This window comes from Streptomyces sp. NPDC059582, from assembly GCF_042735715.1.
Lineage (GTDB): Bacteria > Actinomycetota > Actinomycetes > Streptomycetales > Streptomycetaceae > Streptomyces.
In genome coordinates, this window is the sequence record NZ_JBHWCC010000008.1 from 145,831 (window position 1) to 164,090 (window position 18,260).

Here is an 18,260-nt window from a genome sequence, read left to right on the forward strand (position 1 = left end):
AGGACGGTCCAGGACGTCCTTCCGGGAGGCCTCTCCGGGGCATCCTCTCCGGGACGTCCTGAGTCCGGCCAGGCGTGCAAGGGCGCGCGCACACTGCCCGAACGCTCCCGTGCGCCCCCACCCCGGGAACTGAGACCCTTGCTGGGCGCATCCCTGTGGGTAGGCCAGAGCGGGACTTGGCTGGGCCGGAACGGGATTGGGCGAAGGGCGTCACGCACGGGGGAACGACCGGCACGTACCAGGGGGAAGAGGGGGGTTCAATGCCTCGTTGGAGGGCCTTGCCGGATGAACTCGATCCGCAGGTGAGAGAGTTCGCCGGTCAGTTGCGGCGGCTGGTGGACCGAAGCGGCCTGAGCGTCGCGGCGGTGGCCGACCGCACGGGCTACAGCAAGACGTCCTGGGAGCGCTACCTCAACGGCCGGCTCCTCGCGCCGAAGGGTGCGATCGTCGCCCTGGCCGAGGTCACCGGCACCAATCCGCTGCACCTGACCACCATGTGGGAGCTGGCCGAACGCGCCTGGAGCCGTTCGGAGATGCGCCACGACATGACCATGGAGGCGATCCGTATCTCCCAGGCGCGCGCCGCGCTCGGGGAGTTCGGGGCGCCGCCGGCGAACGCCAAGCCGGGCAGGACGGCCCGCAAGGGCGGCAGCGCCACGGTGGCCCCCGGGGTCGCGGGCCCCGCGGGTGTCGCCCCGACGGTGCCGCCGCAGCCGACGGCACCCGACGCCGGCACCCGGCGGCGGGACACCACCGCACGAAGCGGCTCCGACTCCGGTTCCAGCTCCCACTCCGGTTCCGCTTCCCGCCCTGGTTCCGGTCCCGTACCCGGTTCTGGTCCAGGTCACGGGAACGGAACCGGAACCGGAACCGGAACCGGAACCAAGCCTCCTTCCAAGGCGACTCCGAGTCCGTACGGTGAACCGCCGCGGGGTGCCGGGCCGGGGGTCGGTGCGGCGGAGGGCGGCTTCGGCTCCTCCCGTGGGAAGCGGCGGGCGACGATGTTCCTCGCGGGTCTCGTCGGGGTCCTCGTCGTCGTGGCCGCCGTGTTCTTCTTCGCGGGCGAAGACGGCTCCAAGAAGAACGAGAAGGCGACCGCGTCGCCCTCGCCGTCCGTCAGCACCGGCCCCGATCTGCCCGCCGGGGTGAAGTGCAGCGGCGCCGGCTGCACCGGCAAGGACGCGGAGAGCATGGGCTGTAGTGGCGACCTGGTGACCACCGCCAAGACCGCCGCCGTCGGCGCGACCGTCCTCGAGGTCCGCTACAGCAAGGCCTGCGGGGCGGCGTGGGGGCGCATCACCCGGGCCGCGCAGGGGGACGAGGTCCAGGTGACAGTCGGTACGGCCAAGCAGTCCGGGAACATCACGACCGTAGGGGACACCATCGCGTACACGCCGATGCTGGCCGTGAAGGACGCGGGCGAGGCGACGGCGTGCGCGACGCTGGCGTCCGGGCGGAAGGGGTGCACCCAGTAGGCGTCCGCAACTCGCGGAGCCGCCAAAACAAAACGGTGTGAGACAGGCATGGTCGCCGGCATCCGGGGCAGGCGCACGTCACCCCCACGGGAGTCCGGCAATCCGGCACCCCCACGGCGGCCGCCTGCGTCCCCCTCTCCCGGACCGGCGGCCGCCTCTTTCACACCGACGGCGACACTCTGTGGGACGGGCCACACGGACCCGCGCCACCGGGATCCCGCAGGCGCGATAGCCTGGCCGCTGGATCTCTCTTGACGCCAAGAGATCGATCATTCGCACCGTTGATCGATCATCGCGGCCGGCGCCGGTCACGAGCCGGCGGCGGGGATCCCGAACCCCCGGGGCAGGGACGCCCCACCGCCAGCTGTCATACGGAGAACGCCATGACCCGCACTCCCGTGAACGTCACCGTCACCGGCGCGGCCGGCCAGATCGGTTACGCCCTGCTCTTCCGCATCGCCTCCGGCCAGCTGCTCGGCGCGGACGTGCCGGTCAGGCTGCGCCTGCTGGAGATCACCCCGGCGCTGAAGGCCGCCGAGGGCACGGCGATGGAGCTGGACGACTGCGCGTTCCCGCTCCTGCAGGGCATCGACATCTCGGACGACCCGAACGTCGCCTTCGACGGCGCCAACGTGGCCCTCCTGGTGGGCGCCCGTCCGCGCACCAAGGGCATGGAGCGCGGCGACCTGCTCTCCGCCAACGGCGGCATCTTCAAGCCGCAGGGCAAGGCCATCAACGACCACGCCGCGGACGACATCAAGGTCCTCGTCGTCGGCAACCCGGCCAACACCAACGCGCTCATCGCCCAGGCCGCCGCGCCGGACGTGCCGGCCGAGCGCTTCACCGCGATGACCCGTCTGGACCACAACCGCGCGCTGACCCAGCTCGCGAAGAAGACGGGCAGCACGGTCGCGGACATCAAGCGTCTGACCATCTGGGGCAACCACTCCGCCACCCAGTACCCCGACATCTTCCACGCCACGGTCGCCGGCAAGAACGCCGCCGAGGTCGTGAGCGACGAGAAGTGGCTGGCCGAGGACTTCATCCCGACCGTCGCCAAGCGCGGCGCCGCGATCATCGAGGCCCGTGGCGCGTCCTCCGCGGCCTCCGCCGCCAACGCCGCCATCGACCACGTGCACACGTGGGTCAACGGCACGGCGGACGGCGACTGGACCTCCATGGGCATCCCGTCGGACGGCTCCTACGGCGTCCCGGAGGGCCTGATCTCCTCCTTCCCCGTCACCACCAAGGACGGCAAGTACGAGATCGTCCAGGGCCTGGACATCAACGAGTTCTCCCGCGCCCGCATCGACGCCTCCGTCAAGGAGCTCGAGGAGGAGCGCGACGCGGTCCGCGGCCTCGGCCTCATCTAGCCTTCGCGGTTCTGTCACGACCCCGCACAGGCCCTGTTCCGGTTTCGGCCGGAACAGGGCCTGTGGCCGCTTTCGCCGCTACCGTCAGAAGCGATACCCAGCAGGGGCATTCGGGGGGTTCGCGATGGGCGGATTCGGTGGGAACGGCTCCGGCTCCGAGGCGGAGCACGAGCACGAGCACGAGCACGAGCCCAGCGAGGAGAGCGGCCGGGCGGCCTGGGCCGCCGAGGACGGCTCGACCCCGCCATGGGCCTCGGCCGAGACCCGGACCGGTGCGCCACTCCCGCCGCCGTGGGCACCACCGCCGACGCCGGCCGGCGGCGCGCTTCCCCCGCCGTGGCCCCCCGCACCGCCCCAGACCGGCGGAAGCCCTCCGCCCCCGTGGACGCCCACACCCGGCTACGCCCCCACGCCTGGTTACGCCCCCACACCCGGCTACGCCCCCACGCCTGGTTACGCCCCCACGCCCGGCTACGCCCCCGCGCCCGGGTATGCCCCAGCCCCCACCTCCATGCCCGCCCCCGCTCGGTCGCGCGGGGCTCGCCTCCTGCTCGTCGTCACCGCCACGGTCGTCTTCGGCGCGGGCGCCGGAGCCGGGGTCTGGTACCTCGCCCGCGACCACTCCACCGCGACCGGCGCCACCCCGCCGGCCGGTACCGGCGTGACCTCGTCGCCCGCGGAGACCCCCGCGTCGGCATCGCCGTCGGCGTCGACGTCCGCCTCGGCGGAGCCGGTCACCTCCCCGTCCGGGCCGGCCGCCCCGGGCTATCGCACGGCCCGCGACCCGGTCGGTTACACCGTCGCCGTCCCCGAGGGCTGGACCCGCAGACAGAAGCAGGGCGAGAAGGCCCCGATCGTCTTCTACGACTCCCCGGACGACGGCCGCCAGCTCCAGATCTTCGCGCTCGCCGAGTCCACCCCGGCCGAGTCCCTGGACCTCGCCGAGCGCGACCCCGGCTACGGCTTCGCGCGCCAGCCCGGCTACGCGGCCCTCGACCGCAGGTCCGACGCGACCTGGTCCGAGCTGACCTACCGTTACGACGACGCGGACCTGGGTCCCCGGCAGGTGATCGACCACCGCTTCCGGGCGGCCGACGGCACCCTCTACGCGATCCGGGCCGGCGGCCCCGAGAACCTCGCCGCCGACCTGGTCCGCGAGCCGCTCACCACGGCGCTGGCCTCCTTCTGCCCGCCGGGCGGCGCGTGCGCGTAACCCCGTACGGGCGCCTGGGGTGTGGCCGGCGAGACCGTCACGCCGCGCACGGGGCGCGCCAGGACGCGGGAGTCCCGGCGGTTCGCGAGCGCGCCGGTGGCGGCGCCTGCGGCGAAGAGGGCGAGTCCGATGAGCGGGGCGCCCTTTGGGGCGATGTGTCGGATTGTTCAGTGATGCAGCGCACTTTCGGCCATGAATCGCGCATGCATCCGGAGGCCGAGGGCAGGCGCTCACGGTCCCGGTGAGTGACATCCCTGTCACACAGGGGCGCTGAACAGGAACGGAAGGCAATACCGATCATGGCCGACAGAACGGAACTCCAGGCGCGCAGGACCATCCACGCGGGAGGGGAATGGCGTGAAGCCGTCTCCGGCGCCACGCGCGAGATCCTCGACCCCGCGGATGCCCGGCCGTTCGTCGTGGTCGCCGAGGGCGACGAGAAGGACACCGACCTGGCCGTGGCGGCGGCCCACGAGGCCTTCGACGGCGGCCAGGGCGAGTGGCCTCGCACCCCCGTAGCCGAGCGCGCCGCGCTGCTGCGCCGCGTCGCCGACCTCCTGGTGCGCGACCGCGAACCGCTCGGGCTGCTGGAGTGCCGGGACGCGGGCAAGACGCTCGAAGAGGGCCGGGTCGACATCGACTGCGTCGCCGACGCCTTCCGCTACTTCGCCGACCTCGTCGCCGCGGAGGCCCCCGGCCGCGTCGTCGACGCGGGCTCGCCCGACATCCACAGTGTCGTCGTCCACGAACCCGTCGGCGTGTGCGCCCTGATCACGCCCTGGAACTACCCCCTGCTCCAGGCCAGCTGGAAGATCGCCCCCGCGCTCGCGGCCGGCAACACCTTCGTCGTCAAGCCGAGCGAGATCACGCCCCTGACCACCGTCGCGCTGATCGAACTGCTCGTCGAGGCCGGACTGCCCACCGGGGTCGCCAACCTCGTCACCGGACCCGGCCACTCGGTCGGCGCGCGGCTCGCCGAACACCCCGACGTCGACCTCGTGTCCTTCACCGGCGGCCTCGTCAGCGGCACCAAGGTCGCCCAGGCCGCCGCCCCGAGCGTGAAGAAGGTCGCCCTCGAACTCGGCGGCAAGAACCCCAACGTGGTCTTCGCCGACGCCTGCGCCACCGACGAGTCCTTCGACACAGCCGTCGACCAGGCCCTCAACGCGGCCTTCATCCACAGCGGCCAGGTCTGCTCGGCCGGCGGCCGCCTCATCGTCGAGGAGTCGCTCCGGGAGCGCTTCGTCGCCGAACTCGCCCGCCGGGCCGGCCGGATCCGCCTCGGGCGCGGCACCGAGGACGGCGTCGAGTGCGGCCCGCTCGTCTCCGAGCAGCAGCGCGCCAAGGTCGAGGCGTACGTCGAGTCCGCGCTCGCCGAGGGCGCGGTGCTGCGGGCCGGCGGCAGGCGACCGGAGCCCACCGCGACCCGGCCCGCCACCGGCTACTTCTACGAGCCGACGGTCCTCGACCAGTGCCACCGCGAGATGCGGGTCGTCCGGGAGGAGGTCTTCGGGCCGGTCCTCACCGTCGAGACCTTCCGCACCGAGGACGAGGCGATCGCCCTCGCCAACGACACCGAGTACGGCCTGGCCGGCGCCGTCTGGACCGCCGACGCCGGACGCGCCCGCCGCGTCGCGGGCCGGCTGCGCCACGGCACCGTCTGGATCAACGACTTCCACCCCTACCTCCCGCAGGCGGAGTGGGGCGGCTTCGGAAAGAGCGGAGTGGGGCGCGAGCTCGGCCCCGCCGGACTCGCCGAGTACCGCGAGACCAAGCACGTCTACCAGAACCTCGCACCGCGGCCGGTGCGCTGGTTCACGGGCTGAGTCCGCCCCTCCCGACTCGCCCGAGCCCCCCACCCTTTGGAGCACCTCCCCATGTCCGAGAACCCGCCGACGCCCGAGAAGCAGCCCACACCCGACACCCCCCACGAGTACGACTACGTCGTCATAGGCGGCGGCACCGCCGGATCGGTCATCGCCTCCCGACTCACCGAGAACCCCGACGTCACCGTCGCCGTCATCGAGGGCGGCCCCAGCGACGTCGGCCGCGACGACGTCCTCACCCTGCGCCGCTGGATGGGCCTGCTCGGCGGCGAGCTGGACTACGACTACCCGACCACCGAACAGCCCCGCGGCAACTCGCACATCCGGCACAGCCGGGCCCGCGTCCTGGGCGGCTGCTCCTCCCACAACACCCTCATCGCCTTCAAGCCGCTGCCGTCCGACTGGGACGAGTGGGAGGCGGCCGGGGCGAAGGGCTGGGGCGCGGTGCCGATGGAGGCGTACTACGCCCGTCTCCTCAACAACATCGTCCCGGTCGACGAGAAGGACCGGAACGCCATCGCCCGCGACTTCGTCGACGCGGCACAGGAAGCGCTCGGCGTCCCCCGCGTCGAGGGCTTCAACCAGAAGCCCTTCACGGACGGCGCCGGCTTCTTCGACCTCGCCTACCACCCCGAGGACAACAAGCGCTCCAGCGCGTCGGTGGCGTACCTGCACCCGGTGATGGACGAACGACCCAACCTGACGATCCTGCTGGAGACGTGGGCGTACCGGCTTCAGCTGACCGGCACGCGCGCCGAGGGCGTGCGGGTGCGTACCAAGGACGGCGAGGAGATCCTCGTACGGGCCCGGCGCGAGGTGCTGCTGTGCGCCGGTGCCGTCGACTCGCCCCGGCTGCTGCTGCACTCCGGCATCGGGCCGCGCGAGGAGCTGGAAGCCCTCGGCATCCCCGTCGCGCACGACCTGCCCGGCGTCGGCGAGAACCTGCTCGACCACCCCGAGTCGGTGATCGTCTGGGAGACCCACGGACCCATCCCGGAGAACTCCGCGATGGACTCCGACGCCGGTCTGTTCGTGCGCCGCGACCCCGACCACGCGGGCCCGGACCTGATGTTCCACTTCTACCAGATCCCGTTCACCGACAACCCGGAGCGACTGGGCTACGAGCGGCCGGAGTTCGGCGTCTCCATGACCCCGAACATCCCCAAGCCGAAGAGCCGCGGCCGGCTCTACCTCACCAGCGCGGACCCGTCCGTCAAGCCCGCGCTGGACTTCCGCTACTTCAGCGACGAGGACGACTACGACGGCCGCACCCTCGTCGACGGGATCCGCATCGCCCGCGAGATCGCGAAGACCGAGCCGCTGGCCGGCTGGCTCAAGCGGGAGGTGTGCCCCGGCCCCGAGGTACTGGGCGACGCCGAGCTGAGCGAGTACGCCCGCAAGGTCGCGCACACCGTGTACCACCCGGCGGGCACCTGCCGCATGGGCGCCGCCGACGACACGGGGGCGGTCGTCGACCCCGAGCTGCGCGTGCGCGGCCTGGACGGCATCCGCGTCGCCGACGCGTCCGTCTTCCCGACGATGCCCGCCGTGAACCCGATGATCGGGGTGCTGATGGTCGGCGAGCGGGCCGTGGACCTGATCGGAGGCGGTGTGTGATGAGCGAAGCCCGTGCGAGCGAGACAGATGTGAACGAAACCGATGTGAACGAAACCCGCGTGAGCGAAACCCGCGTGAACGAAACCCGCGTGAACGAAACCCCTGCCGGTGCAGCCCGGGTCAGGGAAACCCGTACCGGTGCAGCCCCGGTCAGTGAAACCCCTGCCGGTGAAGCCTGCGCCCGCGAGACCCCGGTGAGCGCTGCTCCCGTCTTCTCCGTCGAGGGCCTGTGGAAGGTGTTCGGGCCGAAGGCGGAGCGGATCCCCGCCGACCCCGAGCTGACCGCCCTGGACCCCGCCGAACTGCGTACCCGTACCGGCTGCACGGCCGCCGTCCGGGACGTGGCCTTCGACGTCCGCAAGGGCGAGGTCTTCGTCGTGATGGGCCTGTCCGGTTCAGGCAAGTCCACGCTGGTGCGCTGTCTCACCCGGCTGATCGAACCGACCGCCGGCACCATCGCCATCGACGGCGAGGACGTCCGTGCCATGGACCGGGCGCGGCTGCGCGAACTGCGCCGCCACCGGGCCGCGATGGTCTTCCAGCACTTCGGCCTGCTCCCGCACCGCACGGTCCTCGACAATGTGGCGTACGGCCTGGAGATCCAGGGCGTGTCCCGCCGCGAGCGCCGCGAGCGGGCCGCCGAGGTCGTCGCCAAGGTCGGCCTGGAGGGCATGGAGCAGCGGCGGCCCGGCCAGCTGTCCGGCGGCCAGCAGCAGCGCGTCGGCCTGGCCCGCGCCCTCGCCGTCGACCCCGAAGTCCTGCTCTTCGACGAGCCGTTCAGCGCGCTCGACCCGCTGATCCGGCGCGACATGCAGGAGGAGGTGATCCGGCTGCACCGCGAGGAGGGCCGCACGATGGTCTTCATCACCCACGACCTCAACGAGGCCCTCAAACTCGGCGACCGCATCGCCCTCATGCGCGACGGCCGCATCGTGCAGCTCGGCACCCCGGAGCAGATCGTGGGCTCCCCGGCCGACGACTACGTGCGCGAGTTCGTCCGGGACGTCCCGCGCGAGCAGGTCATGACGGTCCGCACGGTCATGCGCGCCGGGGACTGCGGCGGTCCGGACCACCCCGGCGCGCTCGTCCCCGACACGGTGGTCGCCGACGCGATCAGGATCGTCGCCGACAGCGGCAGGGCGGCCTGTGTGGTGCACGACGGGCGCTGTCTGGGGGTCGTCGACCACGAGCGCTTGCTCGGCGTGGTCGCCGGAACGGAGACCTACAAGGAGGCGGCGTGATGGCAACGGTCACCGCTCCTGCCCCGCGTACGGCCCTGCCGGGCCTCCTCGGCCATCGCGCCGTGGCCAAGCTGCTGCTCCTCGCGCTCGCCGCGGCCGTCCTGGTGCCGCTCGCGGGCGCCCGCTGGCCCGACGGCAGCTGGCCGCACGCGCTCACCGTCGACCTGACCGAGCCGCTGTCCAGAGCCAGCGACTGGATCATCGACAACCGTGACAGTCACCCCCTGTTCCTGTACTTCTTCGGCTACGTCAGCAACGCGGTCGTCCTCTCCGTACGCGCCGTGTACCTGCTGCTCCTCGGCGCCGGCTGGGCGGGCGTGACCGTCTTCGGCGCGCTCGTCGCCTGGCGGGTGGCCGGTGTGCGCCTCGCGCTCGGCACAGCCGCCGGATTCCTGGTCTGCGGGCTGCTCGGCATGTGGGTGCCGACCATGCAGACGCTCGCCCTCATGGTGGTCGCGGTCCTCGCCTCGGTCGCCGTGGGCGCCCTGCTGGGCCTGGCGGCAGGACTGTCCGACCGCATGGACCGGGCGCTGCGCCCGGTCCTGGACACCATGCAGGTGATGCCCGCCTTCGCGTACCTGCTGCCGGTCGTGCTCGTCTTCGGCATCGGCGTCCCGGCCGCCGTGCTCGCCACCGTCGTCTACGCCGCCCCGCCCATGGCCCGGCTCACCGCGCTCGGCCTGCGCGGCGCCGACAAGGGGGTCCTGGAAGCCGTCGAGTCGCTGGGCGCGACCGGCCGTCAGCGCCTGCTGACGGCCCGGATCCCGCTCGCCCGTAAGGAACTCCTCCTCGGTGTGAACCAGGCGATCATGATGGCGTTGTCCATGGCCGTCATCGCGTCGGTGATCGGCGCGGGCGGCCTCGGTGACCGCGTCTACCAGGCGCTGGCCTCGGTCGACGTGGGCGCGGCGCTCGCCGCCGGCATCCCGATCGTGCTGCTGGCCGTCGTCCTGGACCGGGTGACGGGCGCGGCGGGGGAGCGACTGGGCGACCCGCGCCCGGGACAGGCCCGCGCGCACGGCGCGTACGCCCTCGCCGCGGTCGCCGCCGTAGCCCTCGTGGGCCGCCTGGCGGACCGCCTCGACTGGCCCGACGCCCTCACGGTGCACATCGCCGAGCCGGTCAACCGTGTCGTCGACTGGATGACCGCCCACCTGTACTCGGGCGTCCCCTACGTCGGCGGCACCGCCGACTGGGCCGGCCACTTCACCACCTGGGTCCTGGACCCGTTGCGCGACGGCCTGCAATGGCTGCCCTGGTGGTCCGTGCTGCTGCTGGTCGCGGCCCTCGCCTGGCTGATCGGTACCTGGCGCACCGCGCTCACCGCCGTCCTCGCCATGGCCGCGATCGGCGTGCTCGGCGTGTGGGAACCGTCCCTGGACACGCTCTCGCAGGTCCTCGCGGCCGTCGCCGTCACCCTCGTCCTCGGCTTCGCCACGGGCATCGCGGCCGCCCGCAACGACCGCTTCGAACGCGCCCTGCGCCCGGTCCTGGACGTCTGCCAGACGATGCCGCAGTTCGTGTACCTGATCCCGGTCGTCGCGCTCTTCGGTGTCGGCCGCGCCCCGGCCGTGGCCGCCGCGATCGTCTACGCGCTCCCGGCCGTCGTCCGCATCACCACCCAGGGCCTGCGCCAGGTCGACCCGGCCGCCATGGAGGCGGCCCGGTCACTCGGCGCGACCAGCGGTCAGCAACTGCGCCAGGTGCAGCTGCCGCTGGCCCGGCGGTCGCTGCTGCTCGCCGTCAACCAGGGCGTGGTCCTGGTCCTCGCCGTCGTCATCATCGGCGGCCTGGTCGGCGGTGGCGCGCTCGGCTACGACGCCGTCTTCGGCCTCGCCCAGGGCGACCTCGCGACCGGTCTGGTGGCAGGCGCCGCGATCGTCTGCCTCGGCCTGATGCTCGACCGGGTGACCCAGCCGACCGGACGACGCCCGAAGAAGGGAGCGTGACATGCGACTTCGTACGCGTACGACATCCGCGACCGCGATGGCCGGCGCGGCGGCACTCCTGCTGCTGACCGGCTGCGGCGCCGCCGACATGACGAAGCAGGCCTCGCCCTTCGCCAACGCCCAGGGTGCGAAGACGGTGACGCTGTCCGTGCAGTCCTGGGTGGGCGCGCAGGCCAACGTGGCCGTGGCCCAGTACATCCTCGAACACAAGCTCGGCTACCGCGTCGACACCGTCCAGGTCGACGAGGTCCCCGCCTGGGACGCTCTCAGCCAGGGCCGGGTCGACGCGATCCTGGAGGACTGGGGCCACCCCGACCAGGAGAAGCGTTACGTCGACGACAAGAGGACGATCGCCTCCGGCGGCGAGCTCGGGGTCACCGGACACATCGGCTGGTACGTCCCGAAGTACTTCGCCGATCAGCACCCCGACGTCACGGACTGGAAGAACCTCGACAAGTACGCCTCGCAGCTGCGTACCGCCGAGAGCGGCGGCAAGGGCCAGCTGATGGACGGCTCGCCCTCCTATGTCACCAACGACAAGGCGCTGGTGGCGAACCTGAAGCTGAACTACCAGGTGGTGTTCGCCGGTTCGGAGGCCGCGCAGATCACCCAGATACGGCAGTTCGCGAAGGAGAAGAAGCCCTTCCTCACCTACTGGTACGCGCCGCAGTGGCTGTTCGAGAAGGTCCCGATGACCGAGGTGAGACTGCCGGCGTACAAGGAGGGCTGCGACGCGGACCCGGCGAAGGTGGCCTGCGCCTATCCACACACCCCGTTGCGGAAGTACCTCAACGCCGACTTCTCGAAGAGCGGCGGCGAGGCGGCCGCCTTCCTGAAGAAGTTCAGGTGGACGACCGAGGACCAGAACGACGTGTCGCTGATGATCGCCGACCAGAAGCTGAGCCCCGAGGAGGCGGCGAAGAAGTGGGTGGACAGCCACGGGTCCACCTGGAAGACGTGGCTGCGCTGACCCGCGAGGCCACGGGGAAGACGTGGCCGCCCTGGCCTCGAGGCCACGGGGAAGACGGGCCGCCCTGACCTCCGTGGCCACGGGCAAGACGGGCTGCCCCGACCACGGAGTCGGGCAGCCGTGTGCGGGCCGGGTCTGCCTGTGGCGCCGCTGCCGCCGGGCGGGCCGTCCGTCAGGCGTGCTGACCCGGCTGGTAGTGCCCCGGCGCCATCCGGGTGCTCACGCCGAACCGGTTCCACGCGTTGATCACCGTGATGGCGGCGATCAGCTGGGCCAGCTCGGCCTCCTCGAACTGTCCGGCGGCCCGCTCGTACACCTCGTCCGGCACGAACCCGTCGGTCAGGACCGTGACCGCCTCGGTCAGCTCGATCGCCGCGAGTTCCTTCGCGGTGTAGAAGTGCCGGGACTCCTCCCACGCGCCGAGCTGGATGATGCGCTCCACGCTCTCGCCGGCCGCGAGCGCGTCCTTGGTGTGCATGTCGAGGCAGAACGCGCAGTGGTTGAGCTGCGAGGCGCGGATCTTCACCAGTTCGAGCAGCCGCGGGTCGAGCCCGGCCCGCGCGGCCGCGTCCAGCCGGACCATCGCCTTGTAGACCTCGGGGGCGTGCTTGGCCCAGGCCATGCGGGGGGCGCGCTCGGGGGCGTACTCGCTGTTGTCGTCGTTCGTACTCATGACATCGAGCCTAGGCAAGAGGCAGCCCAGGAGTATGGTCCATTTCCATGGCGAAACCGTGGGCCACTTTCGGCGTCGACCTTCATCTGGCACCGGCCGGACCGGGCCTGCGCCGCGGGCTGACCGACGCCCTGCGCGAGGCGGTCCGCGGCGGACGCCTGGCCCCCGGCACCCGGCTGCCGTCCTCCCGCTCGCTCGCCGCCGACCTGGGCATCGCCCGCAACACGGTCGCCGAGGCCTACGCCGACCTGGTCGCCGAAGGCTGGCTGACCGCCCGCCAGGGCTCCGGCACGCGCGTCGCCGAACGCGCCCCGTCCCGGCCGCCCGACCATCCGGCACGCCACCCGCGCCGACCCGGCCTCCCCACCTACAGCCTCGCCCCGGGCACCCCCGACCTGGCGTCCTTCCCCCGCGCCGACTGGCTCAAGGCCGCCCGCCGCGCCCTCGCCGCCGCCCCGAACGACGCCTTCGGCTACGGCGACCCGCGCGGCCGCGTCGAACTGCGTACCGCGCTCGCCGCCTATCTCTCCCGGACCCGGGGTGTACGCGCCGACCCCGACCGCATCCTCGTCTGCTCCGGCTTCGCGCAGGGGCTGCGGCTGCTCGGCGAGGAACTCCACGACCGCGGGCTGCGCACCCTGGCCGTCGAGCCGTACGGCCTCGACCCGCACCGCGACCTCGTCGAGCGCACCGGCCTGCGCACGGTCCCGCTCTCCGGCGACGACCGCGGCGCCCGCACCGAGGACCTGTGCGACACACAGGCGGTGCTGCTGACCCCGGCACACCAGTTCCCGATGGGCGTGGCCCTGCACCCCGAACGCCGGGCCGCCGCGGTCGACTGGGCCCGCCGCGTCGACGGCCTGATCCTGGAGGACGACTACGACGGCGAGTTCCGCTACGACCGCCAGTCCGTCGGCGCCCTCCAGGACCTCGACCCCGAACACGTGGTCTACCTGGGCACCGCCAGCAAGGCCCTCGCCCCCGGCCTGCGCCTGGGCTGGGTGGTGCTGCCCCCGTCCCTGGACCCCGAGGCACTGGCGGCCCGCGGCGCGTCCACCAGCGCCCTCGACCAGCTGACCCTGGCCGAGTTCATCACCTCCGGCGGCTACGACCGCCATGTGCGCGCCGCCCGCCAGCGCTACCGGCGCCGCCGTGACGCCCTCGTCGCGGCCCTCGCCGACCACGCACCGGACATCCGCGTCACCGGCATCGCCGCCGGCCTGCACGCCGTCGTCCGGCTCCCGCCCGGCACCGAGCAGTCGGTGGTCCGGGCGGCCGCCTGGCAGGGGCTGGCCCTCCACGGCCTGTCCCGGTACCGCCACGCACGCGCCACCGCCGAGGCCCTGGACGCGCTGGTCGTCGGCTACGGCACCCCCTCGGACCACGCGTGGACAGGCACCCTGGAGGCGCTCCTGCGGGTGCTGCCGTAGGCACCGAAGCGATCTGCCGACCCGTCAGACCTCGTGGAACTGTTCCGCTGCACGGGCGAGTTCGGAGTGAGAGTTCGAAGTCCGAGTTCGAAGTCCGAGTTCGAAGTCCGAGTTCGAAGTCCGAGTTCGAAGTCGGAGGTCGGAGTCGGAGTTCGAAGCCGCCGGGGCTAGGGGAGGTCCCCGGGGTGCGAGGGCACCGCACGCGTGTCCACCGCCGTCTCCTGGGGCACCTCTCCGAACCGTGCCAGTGCCAGCGCGCCCGCCACCGCCACCGCGAAGCCGAGGACGGCCACCCAGGCGAGCCCCTCGCGCGTACGGTCCCCGAGCCACACCACCCCCACCGCCGCGGGACCGATGGTCTCCCCGATCACCATCCCGGCGGTGGCCGTCGTCACCGAGCCGCGCTGCAACGCCGATGTCAGCAGCAGGAACGCGGCCCCGCCGCCGAGCAACAGCGCATACGTCGCCGGGTTGCCCGCCAGGGTGCCGGGGGAGAGGTCGTCGATGAGCCGGACCGCCACCTCGACGACCCCGAACCCGAAGCCCGCGCCCAGCCCCAGCAGCAGCGCCCGCCCGCGCTCCGGCAGCCGCCCCGCCATCAGCCCCAGCAGCAGCACGGCCCCCGCAGCCGCGAGCATCGCCCACTTCAACGCGGTCGACCCCGCCCGCTCACCCTCCGGCCCGGACGCCAGCCCCAGCATCGCCAGCCCCGCGCACACCACCCCCACCGCGCCCCACTCGACCCTGCTCAGCCGCACCCGCAGCAGCCGCGCCGCCACCACCGCCGTCACGGCGAGACTGGCGGCCAGCGCCGCACCGACGGCGTAGATCGGGATCGACCGCAGTGCCGCGACCTGCAACAGGAACCCGAGCCCGTCCAGCGCGAGCCCGGCCAGATACCGCCACTGCCGCAGCGCCCGCAGCAGCAGCGCCGCCTCCCCGCCCCCGGCTGCCGCGGCCGTCCGCGCGGCCATCGCCTGCAACACCGTGGCCGTACCGAAGCAGACCGCCGCACCGAGCGCACACAGCATCCCAAAGAGCACGAAGTGACTGTAGGGGAGCGGACGCGGCAGGGGGTCCCGCAAAGGCTCTGCCACCGGGTATCTAGGCTGACCGCCAGCACAGCCCGCCGACCGGCGGGCCCGACAACGGGGAGACACCACATGGCGCAGACACGCAGACGGCTGCGGTCGAGCACGGTCGTGCTCGGCGGGATGGGCGTCATCGCGGCGGCCCTGACCTCCTGCGGATCCGAGCCCGACCGCCGGTGCGTGGACCGCGACAGCTACGACGCCCTCGACGGCTACCGGATCGTCGCCGACCAGAACTGCAGGTCGAGCGCCTCCGGCTCCTCTTCCACCGCCAAGAACCGCAAGCCGACCGGCACCGGGACGAGCAAGAAGGCCGACGCCGCCTGGTACTACGACGCCGACGTCACCGGCAAGTACGCCGACTACGGCACCTTCAGCCACAGCGAGGCCGTCGACCGCGGTGGCTTCGGCTGCTCGGGCTCCGGCAGCGGCGGCTGAGCGCCCGCACGAGAGCCGACGAACGCACACCATGGAACGCCGCACCATCGACCCCCGCCCCGGCTGGCAGCAGACCGTCGAGGAGCAGGGGCTCGTGTACCCGCTGACCCGCCTTCCGGACGACACCCTGCGCCCCTACTGGGACGAGAGCGCGTACTACGCCTTCACCCTGGCCGAGGTCGAGGAGCTGGAAGAGGTCGTCGAGGAACTCCACCGCATGTGCCTGGCGGCGGCGGACCACATCGTCACCGCCGGCCGCTACGCCGACCTCGGCATCACCGACCCGCGCGTGGCGGCCACGGTCGCCGAGGCCTGGCACCGCCGCGCCGAACTCCCCTCCGTCTACGGCCGCTTCGACCTCCGCTACGACGGCACCGGCCCGGCCAAGCTGCTGGAGTACAACGCCGACACACCCACCTCCCTGGTCGAGGCCGCCTCACCCCAGTGGTTCTGGATGGAGGACCGCTTCCCGGGCGCCGACCAGTGGAACTCCCTCCACGAGCGCCTCGTCGACGCCTGGAGGAAGCAGGCCCCCCTCCTCCCGCCGGGCAACCCCCTGTTCTTCGCGCACTCCACCGCCGACGAACTCGGCGAGGACCTGATGACGGTCGCCTATCTGAAGGAGACCGCCGAACAGGCGGGCCTGGACACCGCCTGGATCCCGATGGAGGAGATCGGCTGGGACCCGCTCTCCGGCCGCTTCGTCGACAACCGGCTCCGCTTCATCCGCAGTTGCTTCAAGCTCTACCCGTGGGAGTGGCTCACCACCGACCGCTTCGCCGATCACGTCCTCGACACCCTGGACAACGGCGGCGGCACCGGCACCACCCTGTGGATCGAGCCCGTCTGGAAGATGCTCCTCAGCAACAAGGCCCTGCTGGCGATCCTCTGGGAGCTCTTCCCGGGCCACCCCAACCTCCTCGCCGCGCACCTCGACGGCCCTCGCGACCTGGCGGCCACCACCGGCTACGTGGCCAAGCCGCTCCTCGGCCGCGAAGGCGCCGGAGTGACGGTCCACCAGCCGGGCACCGCCCCGGTCCCGCGGGACGAACCCTGCTGCTACCAGGAACTGGCCCCCCTTCCCGCCTTCGACGGCAACCACGTGGTCCTCGGCGCCTGGGTCGTCGGTGACGAGTCCGCCGGCCTCGGCATCCGTGAGTCCTCCGGCCTGATCACGGACGAGTACGCCCGCTTCCTGCCCCACGTGATCATCTAGTGCCGTGGCGGGCAACGGTCACCGTCGCGACGCCCGGCACGCCCTCTCGCCGCACCGGCCGAAAGCCCACGTACGCCCAGTACGAGGACTTCCGGCCGGCACGCCGGGAGCACGCACCGGACGCCGCTCCTGCACGGGCGAACGTTGCCTGCCACGGCACTCGCCACCCGCCCGAGCGCGCACCTGCCCGTCGGCCCGCCGCCCGCCCGCCAGTCCGCCCGGTCGAGCGCACCTGCCCGCCAGTCCGCCCAGGTCGAGCGCACCTGCCCTTGGTCCGCCCGGTCCAGCGGCGCCCCGTCCGCCCGTCCGGCCGAGCGCGCGCCGCTCCGGTCAGGCGCCGCTCAGTACCGCCCGCAGCTGGTCCAGCCCCCAGTCCAGCTCCTCCTTCCCGATCACCAACGGCGGCGCGATCCGGACGGTCGCGCCGTGGGTGTCCTTCACCAGCACCCCCCGGTCCATCAGCCGCTCGGAGACCTCCCGGCCCGTCCCGCACGCCGGAGCGATGTCGACGCCCGCCCACAGCCCGCGCCCGCGCACCGCCGTCACCCGCCCGGTCCCGGTCAGCGCCGCCAGCTCCCGGTGCAGATGCCCGCCCAGCTCGGCGGCCCGCGCCTGGTACTCGCCCGACCGCAGCATCGCGATCACCTCCAGCGCCACCGCACAGGCCAGCGGATTCCCGCCGAACGTCGACCCGTGCTCCCCGGGCCGGAACACCCCCAGCACCGCGGCGCTCGACACCACCGCCGACACCGGCACGATCCCGCCGCCCAGCGCCTTCCCCAGCACATACACGTCGGGCACCACGCCCTCGTGCTCACAGGCGAAGGTCCGCCCCGTCCTGCCCAGCCCCGACTGGATCTCGTCGGCGACGAACAGCACGTTCCGCTCCCGGGTCAGCTCCCGCACCGCGGGCAGATAACCGGCCGGCGGCACCAGCACACCCGCCTCGCCCTGGATCGGCTCCAGCAGCACTGCCACCGTGCTCTCCGTCAGCGCCGCCCGCATCGCCGTGAGATCCCCGTACGGCACGATCTCGAAGCCCGGCGTGTACGGCCCGAAGTCCGCCCGCGCCTCCGGATCGGTGGAGAAGCTGATGACCGTCGTCGTCCGGCCGTGGAAGTTGTTGCCCGCGACCACGATCTTCGCCCTCCCGGCCGGCACACCCTTGACCCGGTACCCCCACTTCCGGACCGTCTTCACAGCCGTCTCGACCGCCTCCACCCCCGTGTTCACCGGCAGCACCATCTCCATCCCGCACAGCTCGGCGAGCTCCGCGCAGAACGCCGCGAAACGGTCGTGGTAGAACGCCCGGGACGTCAGCGTCACCCGCTCCAGCTGCGCCTTCGCCGCCGCGATCAGCCGCCGGTTGCCGTGCCCGAAGTTGAGCGCCGAGTAACCGGCCAGCAGATCCAGATAGCGGCGCCCCTCGACGTCCGTCATCCACGCGCCGTCGGCGGTGGCGACGACCACCGGCAGCGGGTGGTAGTTGTGCGCGCTGTGCGCCTCGGCCGCTCGGATCATGGACTCGGTGGTGGTCACGGGATCGGTCACGGTGATCTCCAGAGGATGAGGCTGACCTCCTTCCTATCGTCGCTCGTATGGTGGACGAGGGACCTGCCCCGGCGACGCGCCCGGTAGGCTTTCGGGCAGGCCGTGACTGGCGCGCTGGGATGGGACGGACCATCGGGGAGCGGCCTGTGAGTGATCAGTGCCGTGCGCCTGGGCCGAGCCGTGAACCGTGACCGTCA

Annotated in this window: 14 protein-coding genes and 1 riboswitch; of the genes, 11 read left to right on the plus strand and 3 right to left on the minus strand. The window is 72.6% G+C overall.

What is annotated here, in order from left to right; all coding sequences use genetic code 11:
- The first annotated feature begins 278 nt into the window (after positions 1-278).
- From ACFV0T_RS10345 to ACFV0T_RS10380, 8 genes are all read left to right on the plus strand, one after another.
- Entirely contained in the window at positions 279-1,475 is a 1,197-nt protein-coding gene (locus tag ACFV0T_RS10345) for a helix-turn-helix domain-containing protein (RefSeq protein ID WP_385776543.1), read from the plus strand.
- A gap of 383 nt (positions 1,476-1,858) precedes the next feature.
- Positions 1,859-2,848: a malate dehydrogenase gene (locus ACFV0T_RS10350; protein ID WP_385776545.1), complete on the plus strand. Its 990-nt coding sequence runs from the start codon at positions 1,859-1,861 to the stop codon at positions 2,846-2,848.
- A 124-nt stretch (positions 2,849-2,972) separates the two neighbouring features.
- A complete protein-coding gene (locus tag ACFV0T_RS10355) occupies positions 2,973-4,061 on the plus strand; it encodes a hypothetical protein (RefSeq protein ID WP_385776547.1) in 1,089 nt (362 codons plus the stop codon).
- A 299-nt stretch (positions 4,062-4,360) separates the two neighbouring features.
- A complete protein-coding gene (locus ACFV0T_RS10360) occupies positions 4,361-5,887 on the plus strand; it encodes an aldehyde dehydrogenase family protein (RefSeq protein ID WP_385776549.1) in 1,527 nt (508 codons plus the stop codon).
- Between the two features lie 51 nt (positions 5,888-5,938).
- The gene (locus ACFV0T_RS10365) at positions 5,939-7,504 is read left to right on the plus strand and encodes a GMC family oxidoreductase (protein ID WP_385776551.1); all 1,566 of its coding nucleotides are present in this window, start codon (positions 5,939-5,941) and stop codon (positions 7,502-7,504) included.
- A gap of 194 nt (positions 7,505-7,698) precedes the next feature.
- On the plus strand, positions 7,699-8,745 hold the full coding sequence (locus tag ACFV0T_RS10370) for a glycine betaine/L-proline ABC transporter ATP-binding protein (protein ID WP_385776553.1): 1,047 nt from the start codon (positions 7,699-7,701) through the stop codon (positions 8,743-8,745).
- On the plus strand, positions 8,745-10,694 hold the full coding sequence (locus ACFV0T_RS10375) for an ABC transporter permease (RefSeq protein ID WP_385776555.1): 1,950 nt from the start codon (positions 8,745-8,747) through the stop codon (positions 10,692-10,694). Before ACFV0T_RS10370 ends, ACFV0T_RS10375 begins: the two co-directional genes overlap by 1 nt.
- 1 nt (position 10,695) lies before the next feature.
- Positions 10,696-11,664 (plus strand): ABC transporter substrate-binding protein, encoded by a 969-nt coding sequence (locus ACFV0T_RS10380; protein WP_385776557.1) that lies wholly within the window; start codon positions 10,696-10,698, stop codon positions 11,662-11,664.
- A gap of 172 nt (positions 11,665-11,836) precedes the next feature.
- On the opposite strand, the gene ACFV0T_RS10385 is transcribed toward ACFV0T_RS10380, so the two are convergent.
- Positions 11,837-12,337: a carboxymuconolactone decarboxylase family protein gene (locus ACFV0T_RS10385; protein ID WP_385776559.1), complete on the minus strand. Its 501-nt coding sequence runs from the start codon at positions 12,335-12,337 to the stop codon at positions 11,837-11,839.
- Between the two features lie 47 nt (positions 12,338-12,384).
- Here ACFV0T_RS10385 and ACFV0T_RS10390 point away from each other — a divergent pair, with 47 nt between their 5' ends.
- Entirely contained in the window at positions 12,385-13,767 is a 1,383-nt protein-coding gene (locus ACFV0T_RS10390) for a PLP-dependent aminotransferase family protein (RefSeq protein WP_385776561.1), read from the plus strand.
- Positions 13,768-13,934: 167 nt separating this feature from the next.
- Here the strand turns inward: ACFV0T_RS10390 and ACFV0T_RS10395 are convergent, their stop codons facing one another.
- Positions 13,935-14,798 carry a DMT family transporter gene (locus tag ACFV0T_RS10395; protein ID WP_385776676.1) on the minus strand — a complete coding sequence of 288 codons (864 nt, stop codon included), beginning with the start codon at positions 14,796-14,798 and terminating at the stop codon, positions 13,935-13,937.
- Positions 14,799-14,930: 132 nt separating this feature from the next.
- On the opposite strand from ACFV0T_RS10395, the gene ACFV0T_RS10400 reads away from it, so the two are divergent.
- Both ACFV0T_RS10400 and ACFV0T_RS10405 read left to right on the plus strand, forming a co-directional pair.
- Positions 14,931-15,296 carry a hypothetical protein gene (locus ACFV0T_RS10400; protein WP_385776563.1) on the plus strand — a complete coding sequence of 122 codons (366 nt, stop codon included), beginning with the start codon at positions 14,931-14,933 and terminating at the stop codon, positions 15,294-15,296.
- Between the two features lie 31 nt (positions 15,297-15,327).
- Positions 15,328-16,512 (plus strand): glutathionylspermidine synthase family protein, encoded by a 1,185-nt coding sequence (locus ACFV0T_RS10405; RefSeq protein WP_385776565.1) that lies wholly within the window; start codon positions 15,328-15,330, stop codon positions 16,510-16,512.
- A gap of 330 nt (positions 16,513-16,842) precedes the next feature.
- Here the strand turns inward: ACFV0T_RS10405 and rocD are convergent, their stop codons facing one another.
- Complete coding sequence (rocD, locus tag ACFV0T_RS10410) at positions 16,843-18,033, minus strand: ornithine--oxo-acid transaminase (RefSeq protein WP_385776679.1); 1,191 nt, start codon at positions 18,031-18,033, stop codon at positions 16,843-16,845.
- Positions 18,034-18,155: 122 nt separating this feature from the next.
- Positions 18,156-18,244: riboswitch (ZMP/ZTP riboswitch) on the plus strand.
- Positions 18,245-18,260 lie beyond the last annotated feature (16 nt).